The organism is Achromobacter sp. RT286_PF (assembly GCF_059760425.1).
Map to the genome: position 1 here is coordinate 34,831 of NZ_JCBAMR010000023.1, position 18,328 is coordinate 53,158.

At 67.1% G+C, this 18,328-nt stretch carries 14 protein-coding genes; 7 read left to right on the forward strand and 7 right to left on the reverse strand.

The window, feature by feature from the left end; genetic code table 11:
* Positions 1-5: 5 nt before the first annotated feature.
* On the forward strand, positions 6-1,301 hold the full coding sequence (locus tag AC6LJY_RS17925; protein WP_498136472.1) for a Zn-dependent hydrolase: 1,296 nt from the start codon (positions 6-8) through the stop codon (positions 1,299-1,301).
* Positions 1,298-2,797 carry an aldehyde dehydrogenase gene (locus tag AC6LJY_RS17930; protein WP_498136473.1) on the forward strand — a complete coding sequence of 500 codons (1,500 nt, stop codon included), beginning with the start codon at positions 1,298-1,300 and terminating at the stop codon, positions 2,795-2,797. The genes AC6LJY_RS17925 and AC6LJY_RS17930 overlap by 4 nt, the downstream gene beginning before the upstream one ends.
* A gap of 38 nt (positions 2,798-2,835) precedes the next feature.
* Here the strand turns inward: AC6LJY_RS17930 and AC6LJY_RS17935 are convergent, their stop codons facing one another.
* The 7 genes from AC6LJY_RS17935 to AC6LJY_RS17965 form a co-directional block, all read right to left on the reverse strand.
* The gene (locus AC6LJY_RS17935; RefSeq protein ID WP_498136474.1) at positions 2,836-3,654 is read right to left on the reverse strand and encodes a 4'-phosphopantetheinyl transferase family protein; all 819 of its coding nucleotides are present in this window, start codon (positions 3,652-3,654) and stop codon (positions 2,836-2,838) included.
* Positions 3,651-3,797 (reverse strand): hypothetical protein, encoded by a 147-nt coding sequence (locus tag AC6LJY_RS17940; protein WP_498136475.1) that lies wholly within the window; start codon positions 3,795-3,797, stop codon positions 3,651-3,653. The genes AC6LJY_RS17935 and AC6LJY_RS17940 overlap by 4 nt, the downstream gene beginning before the upstream one ends.
* Positions 3,798-3,858: 61 nt before the next feature.
* Positions 3,859-5,001: a zinc-binding metallopeptidase family protein gene (locus AC6LJY_RS17945; protein WP_046807077.1), complete on the reverse strand. Its 1,143-nt coding sequence runs from the start codon at positions 4,999-5,001 to the stop codon at positions 3,859-3,861.
* Entirely contained in the window at positions 4,998-5,918 is a 921-nt protein-coding gene (locus AC6LJY_RS17950) for a transglutaminase family protein (protein ID WP_498136476.1), read from the reverse strand. The genes AC6LJY_RS17945 and AC6LJY_RS17950 overlap by 4 nt, the downstream gene beginning before the upstream one ends.
* A gap of 18 nt (positions 5,919-5,936) precedes the next feature.
* A complete protein-coding gene (locus AC6LJY_RS17955) occupies positions 5,937-8,576 on the reverse strand; it encodes a circularly permuted type 2 ATP-grasp protein (RefSeq protein WP_498136477.1) in 2,640 nt (879 codons plus the stop codon).
* Between the two features lie 50 nt (positions 8,577-8,626).
* Entirely contained in the window at positions 8,627-11,920 is a 3,294-nt protein-coding gene (locus AC6LJY_RS17960; RefSeq protein ID WP_498136478.1) for a transglutaminase family protein, read from the reverse strand.
* 85 nt (positions 11,921-12,005) lie between these two features.
* Positions 12,006-12,809, reverse strand: coding sequence for a transglutaminase family protein (locus AC6LJY_RS17965; protein ID WP_498136479.1), 804 nt, complete (start codon positions 12,807-12,809; stop codon positions 12,006-12,008).
* Between the two features lie 603 nt (positions 12,810-13,412).
* Here AC6LJY_RS17965 and AC6LJY_RS17970 point away from each other — a divergent pair.
* Genes AC6LJY_RS17970 through AC6LJY_RS17990 form a run of 5 tightly spaced genes read left to right on the forward strand, consistent with a single transcriptional unit; the run spans position 13,413 to position 18,306 of the window.
* Complete coding sequence (locus tag AC6LJY_RS17970; RefSeq protein ID WP_046807072.1) at positions 13,413-14,066, forward strand: hydrolase; 654 nt, start codon at positions 13,413-13,415, stop codon at positions 14,064-14,066.
* A 12-nt stretch (positions 14,067-14,078) separates the two neighbouring features.
* The gene (locus AC6LJY_RS17975) at positions 14,079-14,375 is read left to right on the forward strand and encodes a XapX domain-containing protein (protein ID WP_046807071.1); all 297 of its coding nucleotides are present in this window, start codon (positions 14,079-14,081) and stop codon (positions 14,373-14,375) included.
* Positions 14,368-16,257 carry an amidohydrolase family protein gene (locus AC6LJY_RS17980; RefSeq protein ID WP_314360522.1) on the forward strand — a complete coding sequence of 630 codons (1,890 nt, stop codon included), beginning with the start codon at positions 14,368-14,370 and terminating at the stop codon, positions 16,255-16,257. The genes AC6LJY_RS17975 and AC6LJY_RS17980 overlap by 8 nt, the downstream gene beginning before the upstream one ends.
* Positions 16,254-16,664, forward strand: a complete 411-nt coding sequence (locus tag AC6LJY_RS17985) for a DoxX family protein (protein WP_498136480.1) — start codon at positions 16,254-16,256, stop codon at positions 16,662-16,664. Before AC6LJY_RS17980 ends, AC6LJY_RS17985 begins: the two co-directional genes overlap by 4 nt.
* Positions 16,651-18,306, forward strand: a complete 1,656-nt coding sequence (locus AC6LJY_RS17990) for an MFS transporter (protein WP_498136481.1) — start codon at positions 16,651-16,653, stop codon at positions 18,304-18,306. Before AC6LJY_RS17985 ends, AC6LJY_RS17990 begins: the two co-directional genes overlap by 14 nt.
* Positions 18,307-18,328: the final 22 nt, after the last annotated feature.

Sequence of the window (18,328 nt, forward strand, 5' to 3'; positions counted from 1 at the left end):
AACCCATGACAAGCACGATTTCGATCAACGGACAGCGGCTGTGGCAGTCGCTGATGGACCTGGCGCGGATCGGCGCCACCCCCAAGGGCGGCAACTGCCGGCTGGCGCTGACCGCGCTGGACGGCCAGGGCCGCGACCTGGTCACCGGCTGGATGCGCGAGGCCGGCATGACGCTGCGCGTGGACCAGGTGGGCAACATCTTTGCGCGCCGCGCCGGCCGCAACAACGACCTGCCGCCCGTCATGACCGGCAGCCACATCGACACGCAGCCCACCGGTGGCAAGTTCGACGGCTGCTACGGCGTGCTGGCCGGGCTGGAAGTCATGCGCAGCCTGAACGACCACGGCGTCGTCACCGAGGCGCCGCTGGAAGTGGCCATCTGGACCAACGAAGAAGGCTCGCGCTTTTTGCCCGTGATGATGGGCTCCGGCGTATTCGCCGGCAAATTCCCGCTGGAAGTGGCGCTGGCCGCGCGCGACCACGACGGCAAGTCGGTGGCCGACGAACTGGCCGCCATCGGCTACGCGGGCGCGGACCCCGTGGGTGGGCGGCCGGTGGGCGCGTACTTCGAGGCGCACATCGAACAAGGCCCCATCCTGGAACATGAAGACAAAGTGGTCGGCGTGGTGACCGGGTCGCTGGGCGTGCGCTGGTACGACGTGGTGATCACCGGCATGGAAATGCATGCCGGCCCGACCCCCATGCCCATCCGCCGCGACGCGCTGTACGCCGCCACGTTCCTGTTGCAGGCGGTGATCGGCATCGCCAACGACAACCAACCGCATGGGCGCGGCACGGTGGGCGAAATCCATGCGCATCCGGGCTCGCGCAATGTCATCCCCGGTCAGGTCCGCTTCACCGTGGACCTGCGCCATGAAGACGAAGCCACGCTGACGCAGATGGACGCGCGCTGGCTGGCCGCGTGCACCGACGTAGCCGAACGCCACGGCGTCGCCGTTGACGTCAAGCAGGTGCAGTACTTCCCGCCCACCCCGTTCGACCCGGACCTGGTGGCAAAGGTGCGCGACGGCGCCACGCGCCGGGGCCTGGCCGCCATGGACATCGTGACGGGCGCCGGCCACGACGCCGTCTACATGGCCAGCGTCACGCCCACCGCCATGATCTTCGTGCCCTGCAAGGATGGCGTGAGCCACAACGAGATCGAAGACGCCAAGCCCGCCGACCTGGAAGCGGGCTGCAACGTGCTGCTGGACGCGATGGTTGCGCGCGCCAACGCGCACAGCGATACGCCCCCCGGCTCCACCCCCCCATCCCGCCTTCATTCCGGAGAACCCGCATGAGCCAACACGACCGCGCCTATTGGCATGACCGCGCCGCCACGCTGCGCATCGACGGCCGCGCCTACATCGACGGCGCCTACTGCGACGCCGCCGACGGCGCTACGTTCGCCGCCTCCAGCCCCATCGACGGCCGGCGGCTGGCCGACGTAGCCGCTTGCGGCCAGGCCGATGTAGACCGCGCCGTGGCCGCCGCGCGCCGCGCGTTCGAAGCCGGCGTCTGGAGCCAGCTGGCCCCGCGCCAACGCAAGGAACGCCTGCTGCGCCTGGCCCGCCTGATCGACGAACACACCGAAGAACTCGCGCTGCTGGAAACGCTGGACATGGGCAAGCCCATCCGCGACGCGCTGGCTTTCGACGTGCCGGAGACCGCGCGCTGCTACGCCTGGTACGCCGAAGCCATCGACAAGATCTACGACCAGATCGCCCCGACCGGCCCGGACGCGCTGGCCACCATCACGCGCGAAGCGCTGGGCGTGGTCGCCGCCGTGGTGCCGTGGAACTACCCGCTGATGATGGCCGCCTGGAAAGTGGCGCCCGCGTTGGCGGCGGGCAACAGCGTCATCCTGAAGCCGGCCGAACAGGCCTCGCTGTCGGCCATCCGGCTGGCGGCGCTGGCGGAACAAGCCGGCATTCCCGCCGGCGTCTTCAACGTGGTGCCGGGCCTGGGCGCCGTGGCCGGGCAGGCGCTGGGCCGCCACCCCGACGTGGACTGCGTGGCGTTCACCGGGTCCACCGCCACGGGCAAGCGCTTCATGAGCTATGCGGGCGAATCGAACTTGAAGCGGGTGTGGCTAGAATGTGGCGGCAAGTCGCCGCACATCGTGTTTGACGACTGCCCCGACCTGGACCGCGCCGCGCAAGCCGCCGCGCTGGCCATCTTCTCGAACCAGGGCGAAGTGTGCATCGCCGGCTCGCGCCTGTACGTGCAGGACGGCATTTACGACGCCTTCATGGAAAAAGTCGCGGCGGTGGCGGCCACGTTGCAGCCGGGCGACCCGCTGGACCCGGCCACCGCCATGGGCGCGATGGTGGACGAACGGCAGATGCAGGGCGTGCTGGACCGCATTGCCGCCGGCCAGTCCGAAGGCGCAACGTTGCGCATCGGCGGCAAGCAGGCGCGCAGCGACACGGGCGGCTACTACATCGAACCCACCATTTTCGATTGCGCGCACCAGGATTCCGCCTTGGTCCGCGAAGAAATTTTCGGCCCGGTGCTGGCCGCGCAACGTTTCGGCTCCGAAGACGAAGCCATTGCGCTGGCCAACGACTCGGTCTACGGGCTGGGCGCGGGCCTGTGGACGGCCAACCTGTCGCGCGCGCATCGCCTGTCGCGCCGCCTGCGCGCCGGCCTGGTCTGGGTCAACTGCTACGCCGATGGCGACATCACGGTGCCGTTCGGCGGCGTCAAGCAATCGGGGTCGGGCCGGGATAAGTCCCTGCACGCGCTCGACAAATATTCGGACTTGAAGACGACCTGGATCAGCCTGACGGTGTGACTGGCGTGGCGGGGCCGGCAGAATGGAGCCGCGGGCGCTCAGCCGCCCGCTCCGGCCCCACCCGCCGCCGTCCTACCCGCCGCCACGCAGCAGGCCGTCAGCACCCCTTCGGCCACCCACGCGTAGCGTACGCTTAACGCCTGCCCGGCCCGCCAAGCGACGTCATCCCAATCGCGGGTCAGGGTCAGCGTCACTTCGGCCCTGCTTGCGCTTATTGCCGTCAATTCGGCGGCATCGAAATCCTGGAATCTGCGCAGGCGCGGATACAGCGCCTTGTACAGCGCTTCCTTGGCGGAAAACAATAAGGTCAGCGCATGGGGGCGATCCCACTGCGCCGCCATGCGGGCAAGTTCGCGCTCGGTCGCCACCAGCGGCTGCACGTCGGCCACGGTTTGCGGGGCGATCAGATCCTGCAAGTCCAGCCCCAGCGCCTGGCACCGCGCTTCCGAAGCCACCGCCGCAACGGCCCACGCCCCGCTATGGCTGATGCTGCCCAACCACCCCGCCGGCCACACCGGCAGCCGCTCGTGCACGGGCAACACCGGCCCGCGAACCGTCGCCGCTGTGCCCTTCGCCCCCGCGTCCTTCGCCCCCGCGTCCTTGTCCCCTGCGTCCTTGTCGCCTGCCTCCTTGTCCCCCGCCTCCTTCGCCCTCGCCTCAAGTAATGCCCGCCACGCACACACCCGACCCGCCACGAACTCGGCGCGCCGCCCGGGGCTCATCGCCCCGGTTGCCTGGCGCCACGCCAAGGCCTCATCGCCCACGGCGGCAAGCAGGTGCGCCGCGGCCTGGGCAACGGGCATGGACGCCATGCACACCCAGTCGGGCAGGCGTAGCGCTTGGTGCAGTCCGGTCACGGAGCGTCATCCACCCCGCCATACAGGGCGGGCAGCAAGATCGGCAAGGCGGCTTCTTTCCGCAAACGGCCATGCGAGGTTTCCACCTGCACGACCGCGCTTATCTTGGCCTTCATGGAGTCCAGAGCCAGCAGGCGGGCCATGTTTTTTGCCGGTTGAGTTGCCGCTTCATTTGCCTCTTATTTTCCGCGCCCACCGCCTCTCTCACCCCGCCGAAGCTCCTTTCACTACCCGGTGCACGAACTGAAGCTTGCCGATCACGTCTGCGGGCAGGACGAAGGGGTAGAAGTCGCGTTGGCCCATGCTGCGGGCCAGCTCGTTCAGGACGCCGGTCAGGGCGACCCAGGCGTTGACCAGGTCCAGGAACGCTTGGCCGTCGGGGTCTTCCGGGTCGTACAGGGCTTCTTTGGTGAAGGGCTCGTAGGATTGTTCGACGGCGGTGCGCGTGACGCCGAAGCTGATGGCGGTATCCAGCGTGTCCATCATGTGCAGGTAATGCGCCCAGGTTTCGGCCCAGTCTTCCCATGGGTGGCACGACGCGTAAGTGCTGATGTAGTGCAGTTCCCAATCGGCGGGCGGGCCTTGTTCGTAGTTGCGTTGCAGGGCCTCGCCGTAGTCGGCGCGTTCGTCGCCGAAAACCTGCCGGAACGGTTCCAGCCAGGGGCCGGGTGCAATCAGCTGGTCCCAGTAGTAATGGCCGATCTCGTGGCGAAAATGGCCCAGCAGCGTGCGGTACGGCTCGTGCATGTCTTCACGCACCTTCACCCGGTAGGCGTCGTCGGCCTCGCGGATGTTGATGGTGATGAGCCCCTGCGCGTGGCCGGTCAGCAAGGGGGTGCCGTCATCGACGGGCGCCAGCAGGTCGAACGCCAGGCCGCCGTCGTCAGGCGCCACCGAGCGCCGGATGGGCAAACCCAGCGTCATCACCTGGGCGATCATCTGGCGCTTGGCGGCTTCCACCTTGAACCACAGCGGGCCGTTCTCCGGTACGGAAAGATCCGGGATGGTGCGGTTCAGGTTACAGGCCAGGCATAGCGTGTCGGGCGACTGCGCGGGCACCAGCCAGTTGCACAGCGCCGGCAGGCTGAAGTTGCCGCAGCGTTTGTACGTCTTGCCGCGCACCTTGCCCGATTCGCGCAGGATGCCGCCGGGGGCATCGTCCAGCGCGATCACGTGGCCGCGCTTCGGGTCAAAACCCAATTGCCGGTGGCAGTTCAGGCATTCGGTATTGCTAAAGAAAACGGGCTGTCCGCACACGCACTGAAAAGCCTTCGCGCGCGCATGCCGCACGCGCTGGCGTTTCGGGGCGCGCAGTTGGCGGTTGATCGCGTCGAAGAAATAGCTCATGCATCAGTCCCTGTCGGAAACTCGTCTATGGGCGCGACGGTTACGCGCACATTCAATTCATGGCCGCCGCCCCGGATCACGCCACGCAACGGCGTAACGTCGCCGTAGTCGCGGCCATACGCCAGCACCACGTGCGCCGTGCCCGGCACCACGTCGTTGGTGGGGTCCAGATCGATCCAGCCCCCATTGATGTCCACCCCCGCGCAGTGCACCGACACCCAGGCGTGCGAGGCGTCGGCGCCGATCAGACGCGGTTTGCCGGGCGGCGGTTGCGACATCAGATAGCCACTGACGTAACGCGCCGGCAAGCCCAGGGCGCGCAGGCAGCCGATCATCACGTGCGCAAAATCCTGGCAGACGCCGATACGTTCCTGGAACGCGTCAAGTACCGGCGTGGACACCTGGGTGTGCGCGGGCCGGTAGGTGAAATCCGCGTGGATACGGTGCATTAGCTCCATCGCCGCCTCGGCCACCGGGCGGCCCGGGGTGAACGACAGCAAGCCGTATGCCCGAAGCTCGGCATGCAGCGGAACATAGGGAGAAGCGAAGGTGAATTCGACTTCGGGCGCGTAGGGCAAGGCCGGGTCGTAGCGAAGGCGCTGCGCCGCGGCTTCCCACGGCAAACCCTGTGTTGCGTCCAGCGCGTCAAAGCGCGGATGGACGGTGACGCGGCTGGTGGCGCGCACCGTCAGTGCCTCGTGCGGCGCGTACAGCGCAAAGGTGCAGCGCGTGTTGCCAAAGCCGTCCACGGCCTCGGAGATGCCGGGCGGCACGGGAGTCACCTCCAGCGCGTAGGCCTCAAGCACCTGCCACGCGTCGTGTAACGGGCGCAGATAACCCAGATGGTGGGCCAGTTCCACCGGCGAATCGTAGCGATACGCGGTTTCGTGATCGACGATCAGCGTCACCCCATTCATGTCGGCATGCCTCGGAAGTTACGCGGTAAGCGTTTGGTCATGGCCGGCCGCATGGCTGAAATATCGCAGGCTGATCTCGTTGGACAAGCTGCTGGCGGCCAGTTCCAGCTGCCCGCACAAGGTCAGCACGCCCGCGTACAGGCCCTGGGTCTGTAGGCAAAGGTCCGCCAACGATACGCCCACCCCTTCCGACGGCAGCAGGTTCACCAGGTCCTTGCCCGGCCCCGCGACGGTATCGGGCAGCCGCGCCAGTTCTTTGCGCAGCACGCTCAGCACACAGGCCAGTGAACGCGGGTTGGCGGGCTCTTGCACCAGCAGGTTCAGCAGCGCGGGCACTTCCTGGCGCCCCGGGTAATAGGCGCGATACGTGATCTTGCTGTCAAACAGGTCCAGCAGCATGTTGAAGCCGCTATCGCCCAGCACCGCGTTGCGGCGGAACAGCTCGCCCAGCAAACCGGCCATGGCGGCCAGACGTTCGATCTGCCGGCCGATGGTCAACAGGCGCCAGCCGTCGTCGCGCGTCATGCGGTCGGTTTGCGAGCCGGTGATGGCCGACAGCTGCATGCCCAGGCTGCGCAAGCCGCGCAGGACGTCCGGCGCGGAAATGGACGCAGAGATGGACGGAGAAACGGGGGCAGAAACGGCGGCAGAAACGGGGGCAGAAAGCGGCGCGGCGGTATCGCGCCCCCTGCCTGCCGAGGCCATGCGCATGAACCATTCATGCGCCGTCACCACCAGCCGCCAATGCTCGGGCGACAGGCGGTCACGGATCTGGCCGGCGGCAAACGCCAGCGCGCCCAAGTTGCGCGCCACCCCGCCCTGCGCCTCGTCGCTGACCAGTTGGGCCACCAGCGTCGACTCGAACATGCGTGCCGACAAGGTGGGCGCGGCAGGCACCAGCCCGCTGCGCCGGCACAGCGTGTCGACGGCGGCAAACAGTTCGCCGGCATTGTCTTCATCGCTGTTCAGCCAGGTCAGCGCCACCGTGGCCAGGCGCACATCGTTTTCCGCGCGTTCGGTGTAGCGCCCCATCCAGAACAGGTTTTCGGCGGCGCGGCTGGACACGGGACGATGCGCGGGGGCGATGTCTTCCAGCCGCAGCTGAACGGGCAGCATTGAAAACGTGTCCACCGCGCCGCGCGTGGTGACCCACGTGTCCATGCTGCTGCCGCCGCGCTGCATCGACACAATCTGCTGTTCGCGGCTGGCGATGCGCGTCAGGCCGCCGGGCAGGACGTTCCAGCCGCCCTCGCCATCGGCGATGACGAAGACGCGCAGCATCGCCGCGCGCGGCACGATGTGGCCCGAACTCCAGCTGGGCGCCTGCGACAGGGGCAGATATTCCTGGACGGTGTAGGCGTCGGGGTTGTCGGCGATGCGCGCATGCAGCGCGGCGGTGTCGGACGGCGGCACGGCGCGCCCGATGACCGGCTCGAAGCCGCCCCGCATATTGCTGGGGTAGGTTGATTTGATGACCATGCCCGGCAGGTTCGCCAACGCCTGTTCGCGCGCGGCGGCCTCGCCGCACCACCACGAGGGCAGCGACGGCAACAGCAGATCGGCATCGAACAGGCGGCGGCTGATGGCGGGCAGAAAGCCGTTGATCGCGGGCGACTCCAGGAAGCTCGCGCCCAGCGAATTGGCCACCAGCACGTTGCCGGCGCGCATCACCTGCAACAGCCCCGGCACGCCCAGCGTGGAATCGGAACGCAGCTCAAGCGGGTCGCAAAAATCGTCGTCCAGGCGGCGCAGCACCGCGTGCACGCGTTCCAGCCCGTGCAGCGTTTTCAGGTAAAGCATCTTGTCGCGCACGACAAGGTCGCCGCCTTCGACCAGCGTCACGCCCAGATAGCGCGCCAGGTAGGTCTGTTCGAAATAGGTTTCGTTGTACGGCCCCGGGGTCAGCAGCACGATGCGCGGCGGCGTGTGCGCGGGCAGCCCGCCCGGGCTCAGCTTGTACAGCATGTCCATCAGCCGCCGGTAGCTGGTGGCCAGATGCTGCACGCGCAACTGCTTGAACGCCTCGGGGAACATGCCCGAAATGGTCAGCCGGTTTTCCAGCAGATAGCCCAGCCCGGATGGCGCTTGTGTGCGTTGCGACACCACCCACCAGCCGCCATCGCTGGCGCGCGCCAGGTCGAACGCGGCAATGTGCAGATAAGTGCCGCCCGGCGGCTGGTAGCCGCGCAAGGGCCGCAGATAACCGGGATGGCCGAACACCAGCGCGGGCGGAATCAGCTTGTCGGCCAGCAGGGTTTGCGGGCCGTAGACATCGGCCAGCACGCGGTTCAACAGGCTGGCGCGCTGGCACACCCCCTGTTCGATGGCCGCCCAGTCGGTGTCGTTGATGACAAAGGGCAGCAGGTCCAGCGACCACGGCCGCGCCGACCCATTGGCTTCGGCGTAGATGTTGTAGGTGATGCCGTTTTCGCGGATTTGCCGCGCCACCCCGTCCACGCGCCGGTCCAGGTCGGCAAAGCCGCTGGTGCCCAGGAGCTCGAAGAATTGGGGCCACGGTTCGCGCAGCTGCGTCGCGCCCGACGCATCGGGCGGCGCGCGCAGTTCGTCATAGTGCCCAGGCCGCGCGGGCAGCGCCGCATGAACCGCCAGGGATGCGACATCCTGCGACGGATCGGTCTGAAAAAGAAATTGCGGCATGGGGCTTCAAGAGGCGACGGGGGCGCCGGGGTTCAAATTCCAACAAGGGGTCAATCGTGCCTTAAATCCAGCGAGAACGGAAATTCACGGCCCACTTGCGCCGGCGCCACGTCCATGCGGCCCGGCGTGTGCCCGATTTTCTCGAACCGGGCCAGGCGCCGGCTCTCGGCCTCGTAGGAATTGACCGGGAACGATTCCGGATTCAACCCGCCCGGATGCGCGACATGATATTTGCAGCCCCCCAATGAGCGTTGATTCCAGGTGTCGACAATGTCCACCGTCAAGGGCACATGCACCGGTATCGTCGGATGCAGCGCCGACGGCGGCGACCAGGCCTTGTAGCGCACCCCCGCCACGTACTCGCCTACCCGGCCGGTCGGCTGCAAGGGCAGCGCGCGGCCATTGACCGTGACAACATAGCGGTTGTCGTTCAAGCCCGATACCCGGATTTCCACCCGTTCCAACGACGAATCCACGTAGCGCACCGTGCCCGCGGACGAGCCCTCTTCGCCCATCACGTGCCAGGGCTCCAGCGCGCCGCGCAGTTCCAGATGGATGCCGCGCGCCGCCACGTCCCCGAACAGCGGGAAGCGGAACTCGAAATGCGGCGCGAACCAGGCAGGGTCAAAGCCGTAACCCGCCTCGTTAAGATCCGCCAGCACGTCTTCGAAATCCATCTTCACAAAGGTGGGCAGCAGGAAGCGGTCATGCAGCTCGGTGCCCCAGCGCGTCAGGCGCGCGGTATAGGGCGTTTTCCAGAAATGCGCCACCAGGCCGCGCAGCAGCAGCTGCTGCGCCAGGCTCATGCGCGCATGCGGCGGCATTTCAAAGGCGCGCAGTTCCAGCAGGCCCAGGCGGCCGGTGGCGCTGTCGGGCGAATACAGCTTGTCGATGCAGAATTCCGAGCGGTGCGTATTGCCGGTCACGTCGACCAGGATATTGCGCAGCGCGCGGTCGATCATCCAGGGCGGCACCTGCTCGCCCTGTTCGGCGCAGCGCCGGTGGATTTCCTGAAACGCCAGTTCCAGCTCGTAAACCTGGTCGTTGCGCGCCTCGTCGATGCGCGGCGCCTGGCTGGTGGGGCCGATGAACAGCCCGGAAAACAAGTACGACAAAGACGGATGGTTGACCCAATACGCCAACAGGCTGGCCAGCACGTCGGGGCGGCGCAGAAAGGGGCTATCGGCCGGCGTGGCGCCGCCCAGCACGAAGTGGTTGCCGCCGCCGGTGCCGGTGTGGCGGCCGTCGGCCATGAATTTTTCGGTGGACAGCCGGGTCTCGAAGGCGGTTTCGTACAGGAATTCCGTGTGGTCGACCAGTTCGGCCCAATTGGCGGCCGGGTGGATGTTGACTTCGATAACGCCGGGGTCGGGCGTCACCGCCAGCACCTTCAGACGGGGATCGCGCGGCGGCGGGTAGCCTTCCAGCACAATCTTCACGCCCAGATCGCGCGCCGTGCCTTCCACCTGCGCCACCAGCGCCAGGTAATCTTCCAGGCGCGGCAAGGGCGGCATGAACACATACAGGATGCCGTTGCGCGTTTCCACGCACATCGCGGTGCGGGTCAGGTTGGCGGCGGACTCGAACTTGGCGGGCGGGTGGGCTTCCGGCGTTGCGGATGCCCCCATACGCCGGCTCTGCGCCAGCAGCTGCGACGGCCCCGGCAGCGAACGACGCGCATCGAAGGGGTCGCGCTCCGTCAGCACCGGCGCATCGGCCTCGGCCGCCCAGGGCAGCGAGTCCAGCGGCAGGCGCAGGCCCATCGGCGAATCGCCGGGAAACAGGTACATGCGTTCGTCGCGCAAGAACCAGGGGCCGGACACCCATGGCCCGCCCTCGCCCGCCTGGATCGGCAACGCATAGCCGACGATACTGTCCAGCTTCTGCTCGAACACGCGGCGCAGGCGCGCGCGTTCCATTTCATCGTCCAGCCGGGAATCGAACGGGTCCACGTTGGCAGGCAGCCGGCGTTCGCGCCACAGGTAATAGAAGACGTCTTCATACCCCGGCACGACGTGGCGCGCGTCCACCTCAAGCCGCTCGCACAGCCGCATGACGAAGCGCTTGGCGTCCGCCACCGTGTACGCGCTGCGTTGGCGTTCGTCGGCAAACAGCGTGGGGTCATCCCAGCATGGCTGGCCATCGGCGCGCCAATAGATCGATAGCGCCCAGCGCGGCAATTGTTCGCCCGGATACCACTTGCCCTGCCCCAGGTGCACAAAGCCGTTGCCGCCGTAGCGCGTGCGCAGGCGGTTCAAGAGTTCCAGCGCATAGCCGCGCTTGGTGGGGCCCAGCGCGGCGGTATTCCATTCCGCGCCTTCGCGGTCGGACACCGAGACGAAGGTGGGCTCGCCCCCCATCGTCAGGCGCACGTCCATGTGGTCCAGCCGGTCATCGATCTTGTCGCCCAGGTCCAGGATGGCGCGCCACTGCTCGTCGCTATACGGCTTGGTGACGCGCGGCGATTCAAACACCCGCGTGACCGACATGGTGTGCGTGAATTCCACCTCGGCCTCGTCGACCGCGCCCGTCACCGGCGCGGCGCTGCCGGGTTCAGGCGTGGCGGCCAGCGGGATATGGCCTTCGCCCGCCAGCAGGCCGGACGTGGGGTCCAGCCCGATCCAGCCGGCGCCCGGCAGATAGACTTCGCACCACGCGTGCAGATCCGTAAAGTCGGTTTGCGCACCGCTGGGGCCGTCCAGCGAGCGCACGTCGGGCTTGAGCTGGATCAGGTAGCCCGACACGAAACGCGCCGCCAACCCCAGGTGGCGCAGCGCCTGCACCAGCAGCCAACCCGAATCGCGGCACGATCCGGCCGCCCGCGCCAGCGTTTCTTCCGGCGTCTGCACGCCGGGCTCCATGCGGATCAGGTAGCTGATTTCTTTGTGCACCTGCTGGTTCAACCCCACCAGGAAATCCACGGTGCGCTGCGGCCGCTTGTCCACGCGCGACAAGAATTCCGCGAACCGGGGCGTGGCCTCGTCGCGGATCAGGTACGGCGCCAGTTCGCGCGCCAGCCCGTCGTCGTAGGTAAAGGGGAATTCCTCGGCGTCGGGTTCCAGAAAGAAGTCAAAGGGGTTGTAGACCGCCATCTCGGCGACCAGGTCCACCGTGATCTTGAATTCGCGCGTTTTGTTCGGAAAATTCAGCCGCGCCAGGTAGTTGGCGAACGGGTCCTGCTGCCAGTTCAGGAAGTGCTCGGCCGGCTCCACCGTCAGCGAGTACGACAGGATGGGCGTGCGGCTGTGCGGCGCGGGCCGCAGGCGCAGCACCTGGGCGGAAAGGCTGACCAGACGGTCATAGTTGTATTGCGTGACGTGCTTGAGCGCTACGTGGATCGTCAAAGCCTTCTCCGGGTCGGCGGTGGCCGTCTTGGATTATGGGGGCGCGGGGAGCAAACGCGGGGGCGCAAAGGGAAGATCAAAGGAATCAGTGGCTGGATTGCACCTGCACCTGCACCGATACGTCCATCGACAGCGTGGCCGCCGCGCCGTGCAGCCAGCGCACGGGCGAGGCAGATTCGTAGTCGCGGCCAACGGCCAGGCGGCAATGGCCGTCGGAAGCAAACGCGGCGTGGCTCACGTCCACGCTGACCCAACCGTGCCCGGCCAGCCAGACATCGGCCCACCCGTGGCTGGCGGCGTCGTCGCCGGCTTCGTGCCAATAGCCGCTGACAAAGCGGCCCGGCGTGCCCAGGGCACGCACGCACGCCAACAGCAGATGGGTCTGGTCCTGGCTGCCGCCGCGCCGCGCGGCCAGCACTTGCGGGGCGGTCATGGCGGGGCCGCCCAGCCCGGGTTGAACCGCCACGTGTTCGCGGATGGCGGCGCTAAGCATCAGCACGTCGTCCGCGCTCTGCACGCCGCGCGGCACCACACGCCGGCAGAACGCGCGGATGGAATCGTCGCATTGGGTCAGCGCGGTGGGCACGCCATAGATGTAGACGGGCAGGCGTTCGTCTTCATCGCCCACGCGGCCCTGCGCCAGCGGATGGATGTCGACCTGCCCCACGGCATGGATCTCGATTTCGCTATGGGTGCGGTGCAGCGTCAGCGTGTGGGTGACGTTGCCATACGCGTCCACCTGCGGCTGAATTTCGCCCGGGGTCTGGATCTGCCATCGCAAGGCATGTTGATGGTCGTCGCGCCGGGGCGTCAGCCGCAGCGTCTGGATGGTGTAGTTGACCGGGGCGGCATAGCGGTAGCGGGTCACGTGCTTGATGAGATGCTTCATGAAAATCTCCACACTGCGGTCACGCTGGTCACGTCCGGGCGGCGCACCCTGCCCGTTCGCTATTTACCGGCGGGGCACGACGGTCGATAGTAGCAACAAGCCGATGAAATAAATCAGCAATACGCAAGCTTTGGACAGCTCATGCGCATGCCCTGTGCGTGCGACGAAAAAGCAATGCAAAAACAATGAAAAAGCCATAACCATGCAATGACCAAGCAACATGTGTGCCAGCGGGAAAGCCGCGTTCCGCGCGCCCGCGCAGCGCCCCGACGCCCTTGAAACGCGCCCCGCACGCGGCGCCGGCGCACGCTTTGACGCGCGGCCATGCCCGATATCCGGCGCCAGGCACCAAACCGGTGCGATGGGCGCAGCGCCATCGCGGGTCTTTTTTACAAGCCATTGCAAAATTGTTCCGCACACAACAGGGCTCCCGCACCGGGGCGCGGGGAAGTCGGGAAGTCGGGAAGTCGGGACGCCGGAACGCCGGAACGCAGGGCCGTGGGCAGCCACAATCTTCAAAGCGCCGGACAATCGTTCAATACATCGCTACGGAACGCAGGCACATTGCGGGGGTTTTCAAACGGCATCCCAAGGAGCCACACCATGTCCGTTACCGCCTTCGCCAAACCCGGCGCCAAGCTGTTGTCCCCGCAGGACCACACGCTGATCATGATCGACTTCCAGTCGCAGATGGCGTTCGCCACCCATTCCATCGACGCCATCACGCTGCGCAACAACGCCGCACTGGTCGCGCACGCCGCCGCCGGTTTCAAGGCGTCCACCATCCTGACCACCGTTGCGGAAAAAAGCTTTTCGGGCCCGATGTTCGACGAAGTCACCGCGCCGTTCCCCGGCCAGGCCCTGCTGGACCGCACGTCCATGAACACGTGGGAAGACGCCGCCGTCATCAAGCAGGTCAACGAAATCGGCAAGAAGCGCATCGTGCTGGCCGGCTTGTGGACCAGCGTGTGCATCGTCGGTCCGGCCCTGTCGGCGCTGGACCAGGGCTTTGAAGTCTATGTCATCACCGACGCTTGCGGCGACGTGTCCGTGGAAGCGCACAACCGCGCTATCGAACGCATCGTGCAAGCCGGCGGCCAGCCGATCACCGCGCTGCAATACCTCTTGGAAATGCAGCGTGACTGGGCGCGCACCGACAGCTACGAAATGACCACCGGCATCGCCAAGAAGTTTGGCGGCGCCTACGGCCTGGGCATCATCTACGCCAAGTCCATGTTCAACGCGCACGAAGCCTGATAGGAGCTGCCCATGAAGGTCTACCTTGTTTCGCTGGCGCTTGGCCTGTTGGTCGGCGTGATCTATGCGCTGTTCAACGTGCGCTCGCCCGCGCCACCGGTCATTGCATTGGTAGGCCTTCTGGGCATCCTGGCGGGCGAACAGATTCCCCCGCTGGTCAAGCGCATGATGGCTGAACCGGCCACGCGCACGTCCTGGCTGCACGAGCAGGTCAAGCCGCATATGTTCGGCGAGCTGCCCAGTTGCCCCAAGGCGTCCGCCCCTTCTGAAACAACCGCCGATGCATGTGGAGACAAGCGCCATGGTTGACACCCAAGCCCCCGATTTGATCCTGCACCAGGGCCGCTTCACCACGCTGGACCCGGCCAACCCCGTGGCCGACGCCGTCGCCATCCGCGAAGGCCGCTTCACGCGCGTGGGCGCCGCCGCCGACATCCTGCCGCTGGCCGGTCCCGCGACGAAGGTCATCGCGCTGAACGGGCGCGGCGTGCTGCCGGGCCTGATCGACAACCACCTGCACATCATCCGCGGTGGCCTGAACTACAACATGGAATTGCGCTGGGACGGCGTGCGCAGCCTGTCCGACGCCATGGCCATGCTGCGCCGCCAGGTCGCCATTACCCCCGCCCCGCAGTGGGTGCGCGTGGTGGGCGGCTTCACCGAGCACCAGTTTGCCGAAAAACGCCTGCCCACCATCGAGGAACTGAACGCCGTGGCGCCCGATACGCCCGTGTTCATCCTGCACCTGTATGACCGCGCACTGCTGAACGCAGCCGCCTTGCGCGCGGTGGGCTACGACAAGACCACACCCGCCCCGCCGGGCGGCGAAATCGTGCGCGATGCCGCCGGCAACCCCACCGGCCTGCTGCTGGCCAAGCCCAACGCGTCGATCCTGTACGCCACCTTGGCCAAGGGCCCCAAGCTGCCGCTGGAATACCAGGTCAACTCCACGCGCCACTTCATGCGCGAACTGAACCGCCTGGGCGTCACCGGCGCCATCGACGCGGGCGGCGGTTTTCAGAATTACCCCGAGGACTATCAGGTGATTCAGCAATTGGCCGACGCCAACCAGCTGACGATCCGCCTGGCCTACAACCTGTTCACGCAAAAGCCCAAGCAGGAAAAAGAAGACTTCCTGAACTGGACGGCCACGTCGCAATACAAGCAAGGCACCGACTACTTCCGCCACAACGGCGCGGGTGAAATGCTGGTGTTCTCGGCCGCCGACTTCGAAGACTTCCGCCAGCCGCGTCCCGAGATGGGGCCCGAGATGGAAGGCGAACTGGAAGAAGTGGTGCGCATCCTGGCGCAGAACCGCTGGCCGTGGCGCATGCACGCGACCTATGACGAAACCATCAGCCGATCGCTGGATGTGTTTGAACGCGTCAACCGCGACGTGCCGCTGGCCGGGCTGAACTGGTTCTTTGACCACGCGGAAACCATTTCCGAAAAGTCCATCGACCGCATCGCGGCGCTGGGCGGCGGCGTGGCCGTGCAGCATCGCATGGCCTACCAGGGCGAGTATTTTGTTGAACGCTACGGCGCCGGCGCGGCCGAGGCCACCCCGCCCGTCAAGCGCATGCTGGAGAAAGGCGTCAACGTGTCGGCCGGCACCGACGCCACGCGCGTCGCGTCCTACAACCCGTGGGTGTCGCTGTCCTGGCTGATCACCGGCAAGACCGTGGGCGGCATGCGCCTGACGCCGCAACGCAACTGCCTGGACCGCGACGCCGCGCTGCGCATGTGGACGGAGAACGTCACCTGGTTCTCGAACGAACAAGGCAAGAAAGGCCGCATCGCCGTGGGCCAATTGGCTGACCTGGTGGTGCCCGATCGCGACTTCTTCGCGTGCCCGGAATCCGATATCGCCGACACCAGCAGCCTGCTCACCGTGGTGGGCGGCAAGGTGGTGTGGGGCGCGGGCGAATTCTCGGCCCATGACGACGCGGCCCCCCCGCCCGCCATGCCCGACTGGTCGCCCACGCGTCTGTTCGGCGGCTACGGCGCCTGGGCAGACACCGAAGGCAAGCCCTTGCAGACCTCGCTGCGCGAAGCGGCCGCCGGCTGCGCCTGCGCGAACGACTGCAATGTGCACGGCCACCAGCATGCGGGCGCCTGGGCCAGCAAGCTGCCGGTGTCGGATCTGAAAGGCTTCTGGGGCGCGCTGGGTTGCGCGTGCTGGGCGGTATGACCGTGCCCCGTCCGCTGACCTCGAAGGCGGTGCGCTGGCTGGCCCTGCTGGCGCTTTGCGGCGCCTATATCCAGGGCGGGCTGGTCAAGCTGCTGGACTTTGCGGGCGCGCAGGCCGAGATGACGCATTTTGGCCTGCAACCCGCCGCGCCGGCCGCCGTCGCCGTTATCGTGCTGGAACTGGGCGCCAGCGCCCTGATCCTGTCCGGGCGGCTGCGCTGGCTGGGCGCGCTGGCGTTGGCGCTGTTCACCGCCGTGGCGGCGCTGATGGCCAACCGCTACTGGCAAACGCCCGCCGACGCGCGCTTCATGACAATGAACGCGTTCTATGAACACTTGGGGCTGGCCGGGGCATTCGTCCTGGTCGCCTGGCATGACCTGACGGAGCGCCTGCATGGCCGGACCTGATCGCACCCCCCCGCCCGCCGCCGCCGTGAGCGGCATGGCGCCCTTGAAGCACACGCTGTTCGCCGTGCTGTGGGGCGCCACCATCCTGGGCAATATCGGCAGTTTCATGCGCGACGTGGCCAGCGCGTGGCTGGTTACCGACCTGTCCACCAACCCCGCCGCCGTCGCCATGATGCAGACGGCGGCCACCTTGCCGGTGTTCCTGCTGGCCATTCCGGCCGGCGTGCTGTCCGACATCCTGGACCGGCGGCGCTTTCTGATCATCATCCAGGTGCTGCTGGCCTGCGTCAGCTTCACCCTGCTGATGATGGCCAAGACCAACACGCTGACCGTCGAAACCTTGATCGCCCTGACCTTCCTGGGCGGCGTGGGCACGGCGCTGATGGGCCCCACCTGGCAAGCCATCGTGCCTGAACTGGTGCCCAAGGCCGAACTGAAAACCGCCGTGGGCTTGAACTCGCTGGGCATCAACATTGCCCGCGCGTTGGGCCCGGCCGTGGGCGGATTGCTGCTGGCCGCGTTCGGTGCGGCCGCCGCCTATGGCGCGGACGTGATCAGCTACGTGTTCGTGATCGGCGCGCTGATCTGGTGGAAGCGGCCCAAGAAAGTGGACGACGGCTTGTCGGAACAGTTCTTCGGCGCCTTCCGCGCGGGCGTGCGGTTTGCGCGCGCCAGCCGCGAGCTGCACGTGGTGTTGCTGCGCGCGGCCGTGTTCTTCATCTTTGCCAGCTCGGTCTGGGCGTTGCTGCCGCTGGTGGCGCGCCGCATGTTGGGCGGCAGCGCCGGCTTCTATGGCGTGCTGCTGGGCGCGGTGGGCGTGGGCGCGATCCTGGGCGCGGTGGTGTTGCCGCGTCTGCGCGCACGCCTGAACACCGATGGCCTGGTGCTGGCCGCCGCCGTCGTGGCCGCCGCCGTGATGGCCGCGCTGTCGTTCGCTCCGCCGCAATGGGCCGCCGTGCTGCTGCTGTTGCTGCTGGGCGTGGGCTGGATCGTGGCGCTGACAACGTTCAACGGCGTCGCGCAGGCCATCCTGCCGAACTGGGTGCGCGGCCGTGGGTTGGCCATCTACCTGATGGTTTTCAACGGCGCCATGGCGGCGGGCAGCCTGGGTTGGGGCCTGCTGGCGCAAGAGATCGGCGTGCCGGCCACCTTGCTGGCCGGCGCGGCGGGCCTGCTGGTGGCGGGGGTGCTGCTGCACCGCATGCGCTTGCCGCAGGGCGAAGCGAATCTGGACCCGTCCAACCATTGGCCTGAACCGCTGTTGGACACACCGGTGGAACACGATCGCGGACCGGTCATGGTGCAGATCGAATACCGCATCCGCGTGCAGGACCGCCCCGCGTTCCTGGCCGCGCTCAAGTCAGTGGCCGAAGAACGACGGCGCGATGGCGCCTATGCCTGGGGCGTGGCCGAGCACACCGGCGAACCCGAGCGCGTGCAGGAATGGTTCCTGGTGGAATCGTGGGCGGAGCATTTGCGCCAGCATCAGCGCGTCTCGCAGGCCGATGCCGACTTGCAGGGCGAAGCCCAGCGCTTTCATATCGGGCCGGAAAAGCCGGTGGTGCATCACTTCCTGGCGCTGGACTTGCGGCAGGGGAAGCCTGGGGCCACATCGGAGGCCGGGGGCAGCCAGGCCGGTTGAATGGCACGGTCGGGAGACCCGC

Excerpts from the sequence above, each read along its gene's own strand:
- AC6LJY_RS17925 (WP_498136472.1), top strand. The coding sequence starts at position 6 with ATGACAAGCACGATTTCGATCAACGGACAGCGGCTGTGGCAGTCGCTG.
- AC6LJY_RS17970 (WP_046807072.1), top strand. The coding sequence starts at position 13,413 with ATGTCCGTTACCGCCTTCGCCAAACCCGGCGCCAAGCTGTTGTCCCCG.
- AC6LJY_RS17930 (WP_498136473.1), top strand. The coding sequence starts at position 1,298 with ATGAGCCAACACGACCGCGCCTATTGGCATGACCGCGCCGCCACGCTG.
- AC6LJY_RS17985 (WP_498136480.1), top strand. The coding sequence starts at position 16,254 with ATGACCGTGCCCCGTCCGCTGACCTCGAAGGCGGTGCGCTGGCTGGCC.
- AC6LJY_RS17990 (WP_498136481.1), top strand. The coding sequence starts at position 16,651 with ATGGCCGGACCTGATCGCACCCCCCCGCCCGCCGCCGCCGTGAGCGGC.
- AC6LJY_RS17950 (WP_498136476.1), bottom strand. The coding sequence starts at position 5,918 with ATGAATGGGGTGACGCTGATCGTCGATCACGAAACCGCGTATCGCTAC.
- AC6LJY_RS17975 (WP_046807071.1), top strand. The coding sequence starts at position 14,079 with ATGAAGGTCTACCTTGTTTCGCTGGCGCTTGGCCTGTTGGTCGGCGTG.
- AC6LJY_RS17965 (WP_498136479.1), bottom strand. The coding sequence starts at position 12,809 with ATGAAGCATCTCATCAAGCACGTGACCCGCTACCGCTATGCCGCCCCG.
- AC6LJY_RS17940 (WP_498136475.1), bottom strand. The coding sequence starts at position 3,797 with ATGGCCCGCCTGCTGGCTCTGGACTCCATGAAGGCCAAGATAAGCGCG.
- AC6LJY_RS17945 (WP_046807077.1), bottom strand. The coding sequence starts at position 5,001 with ATGAGCTATTTCTTCGACGCGATCAACCGCCAACTGCGCGCCCCGAAA.
- AC6LJY_RS17955 (WP_498136477.1), bottom strand. The coding sequence starts at position 8,576 with ATGCCGCAATTTCTTTTTCAGACCGATCCGTCGCAGGATGTCGCATCC.
- AC6LJY_RS17980 (WP_314360522.1), top strand. The coding sequence starts at position 14,368 with ATGGTTGACACCCAAGCCCCCGATTTGATCCTGCACCAGGGCCGCTTC.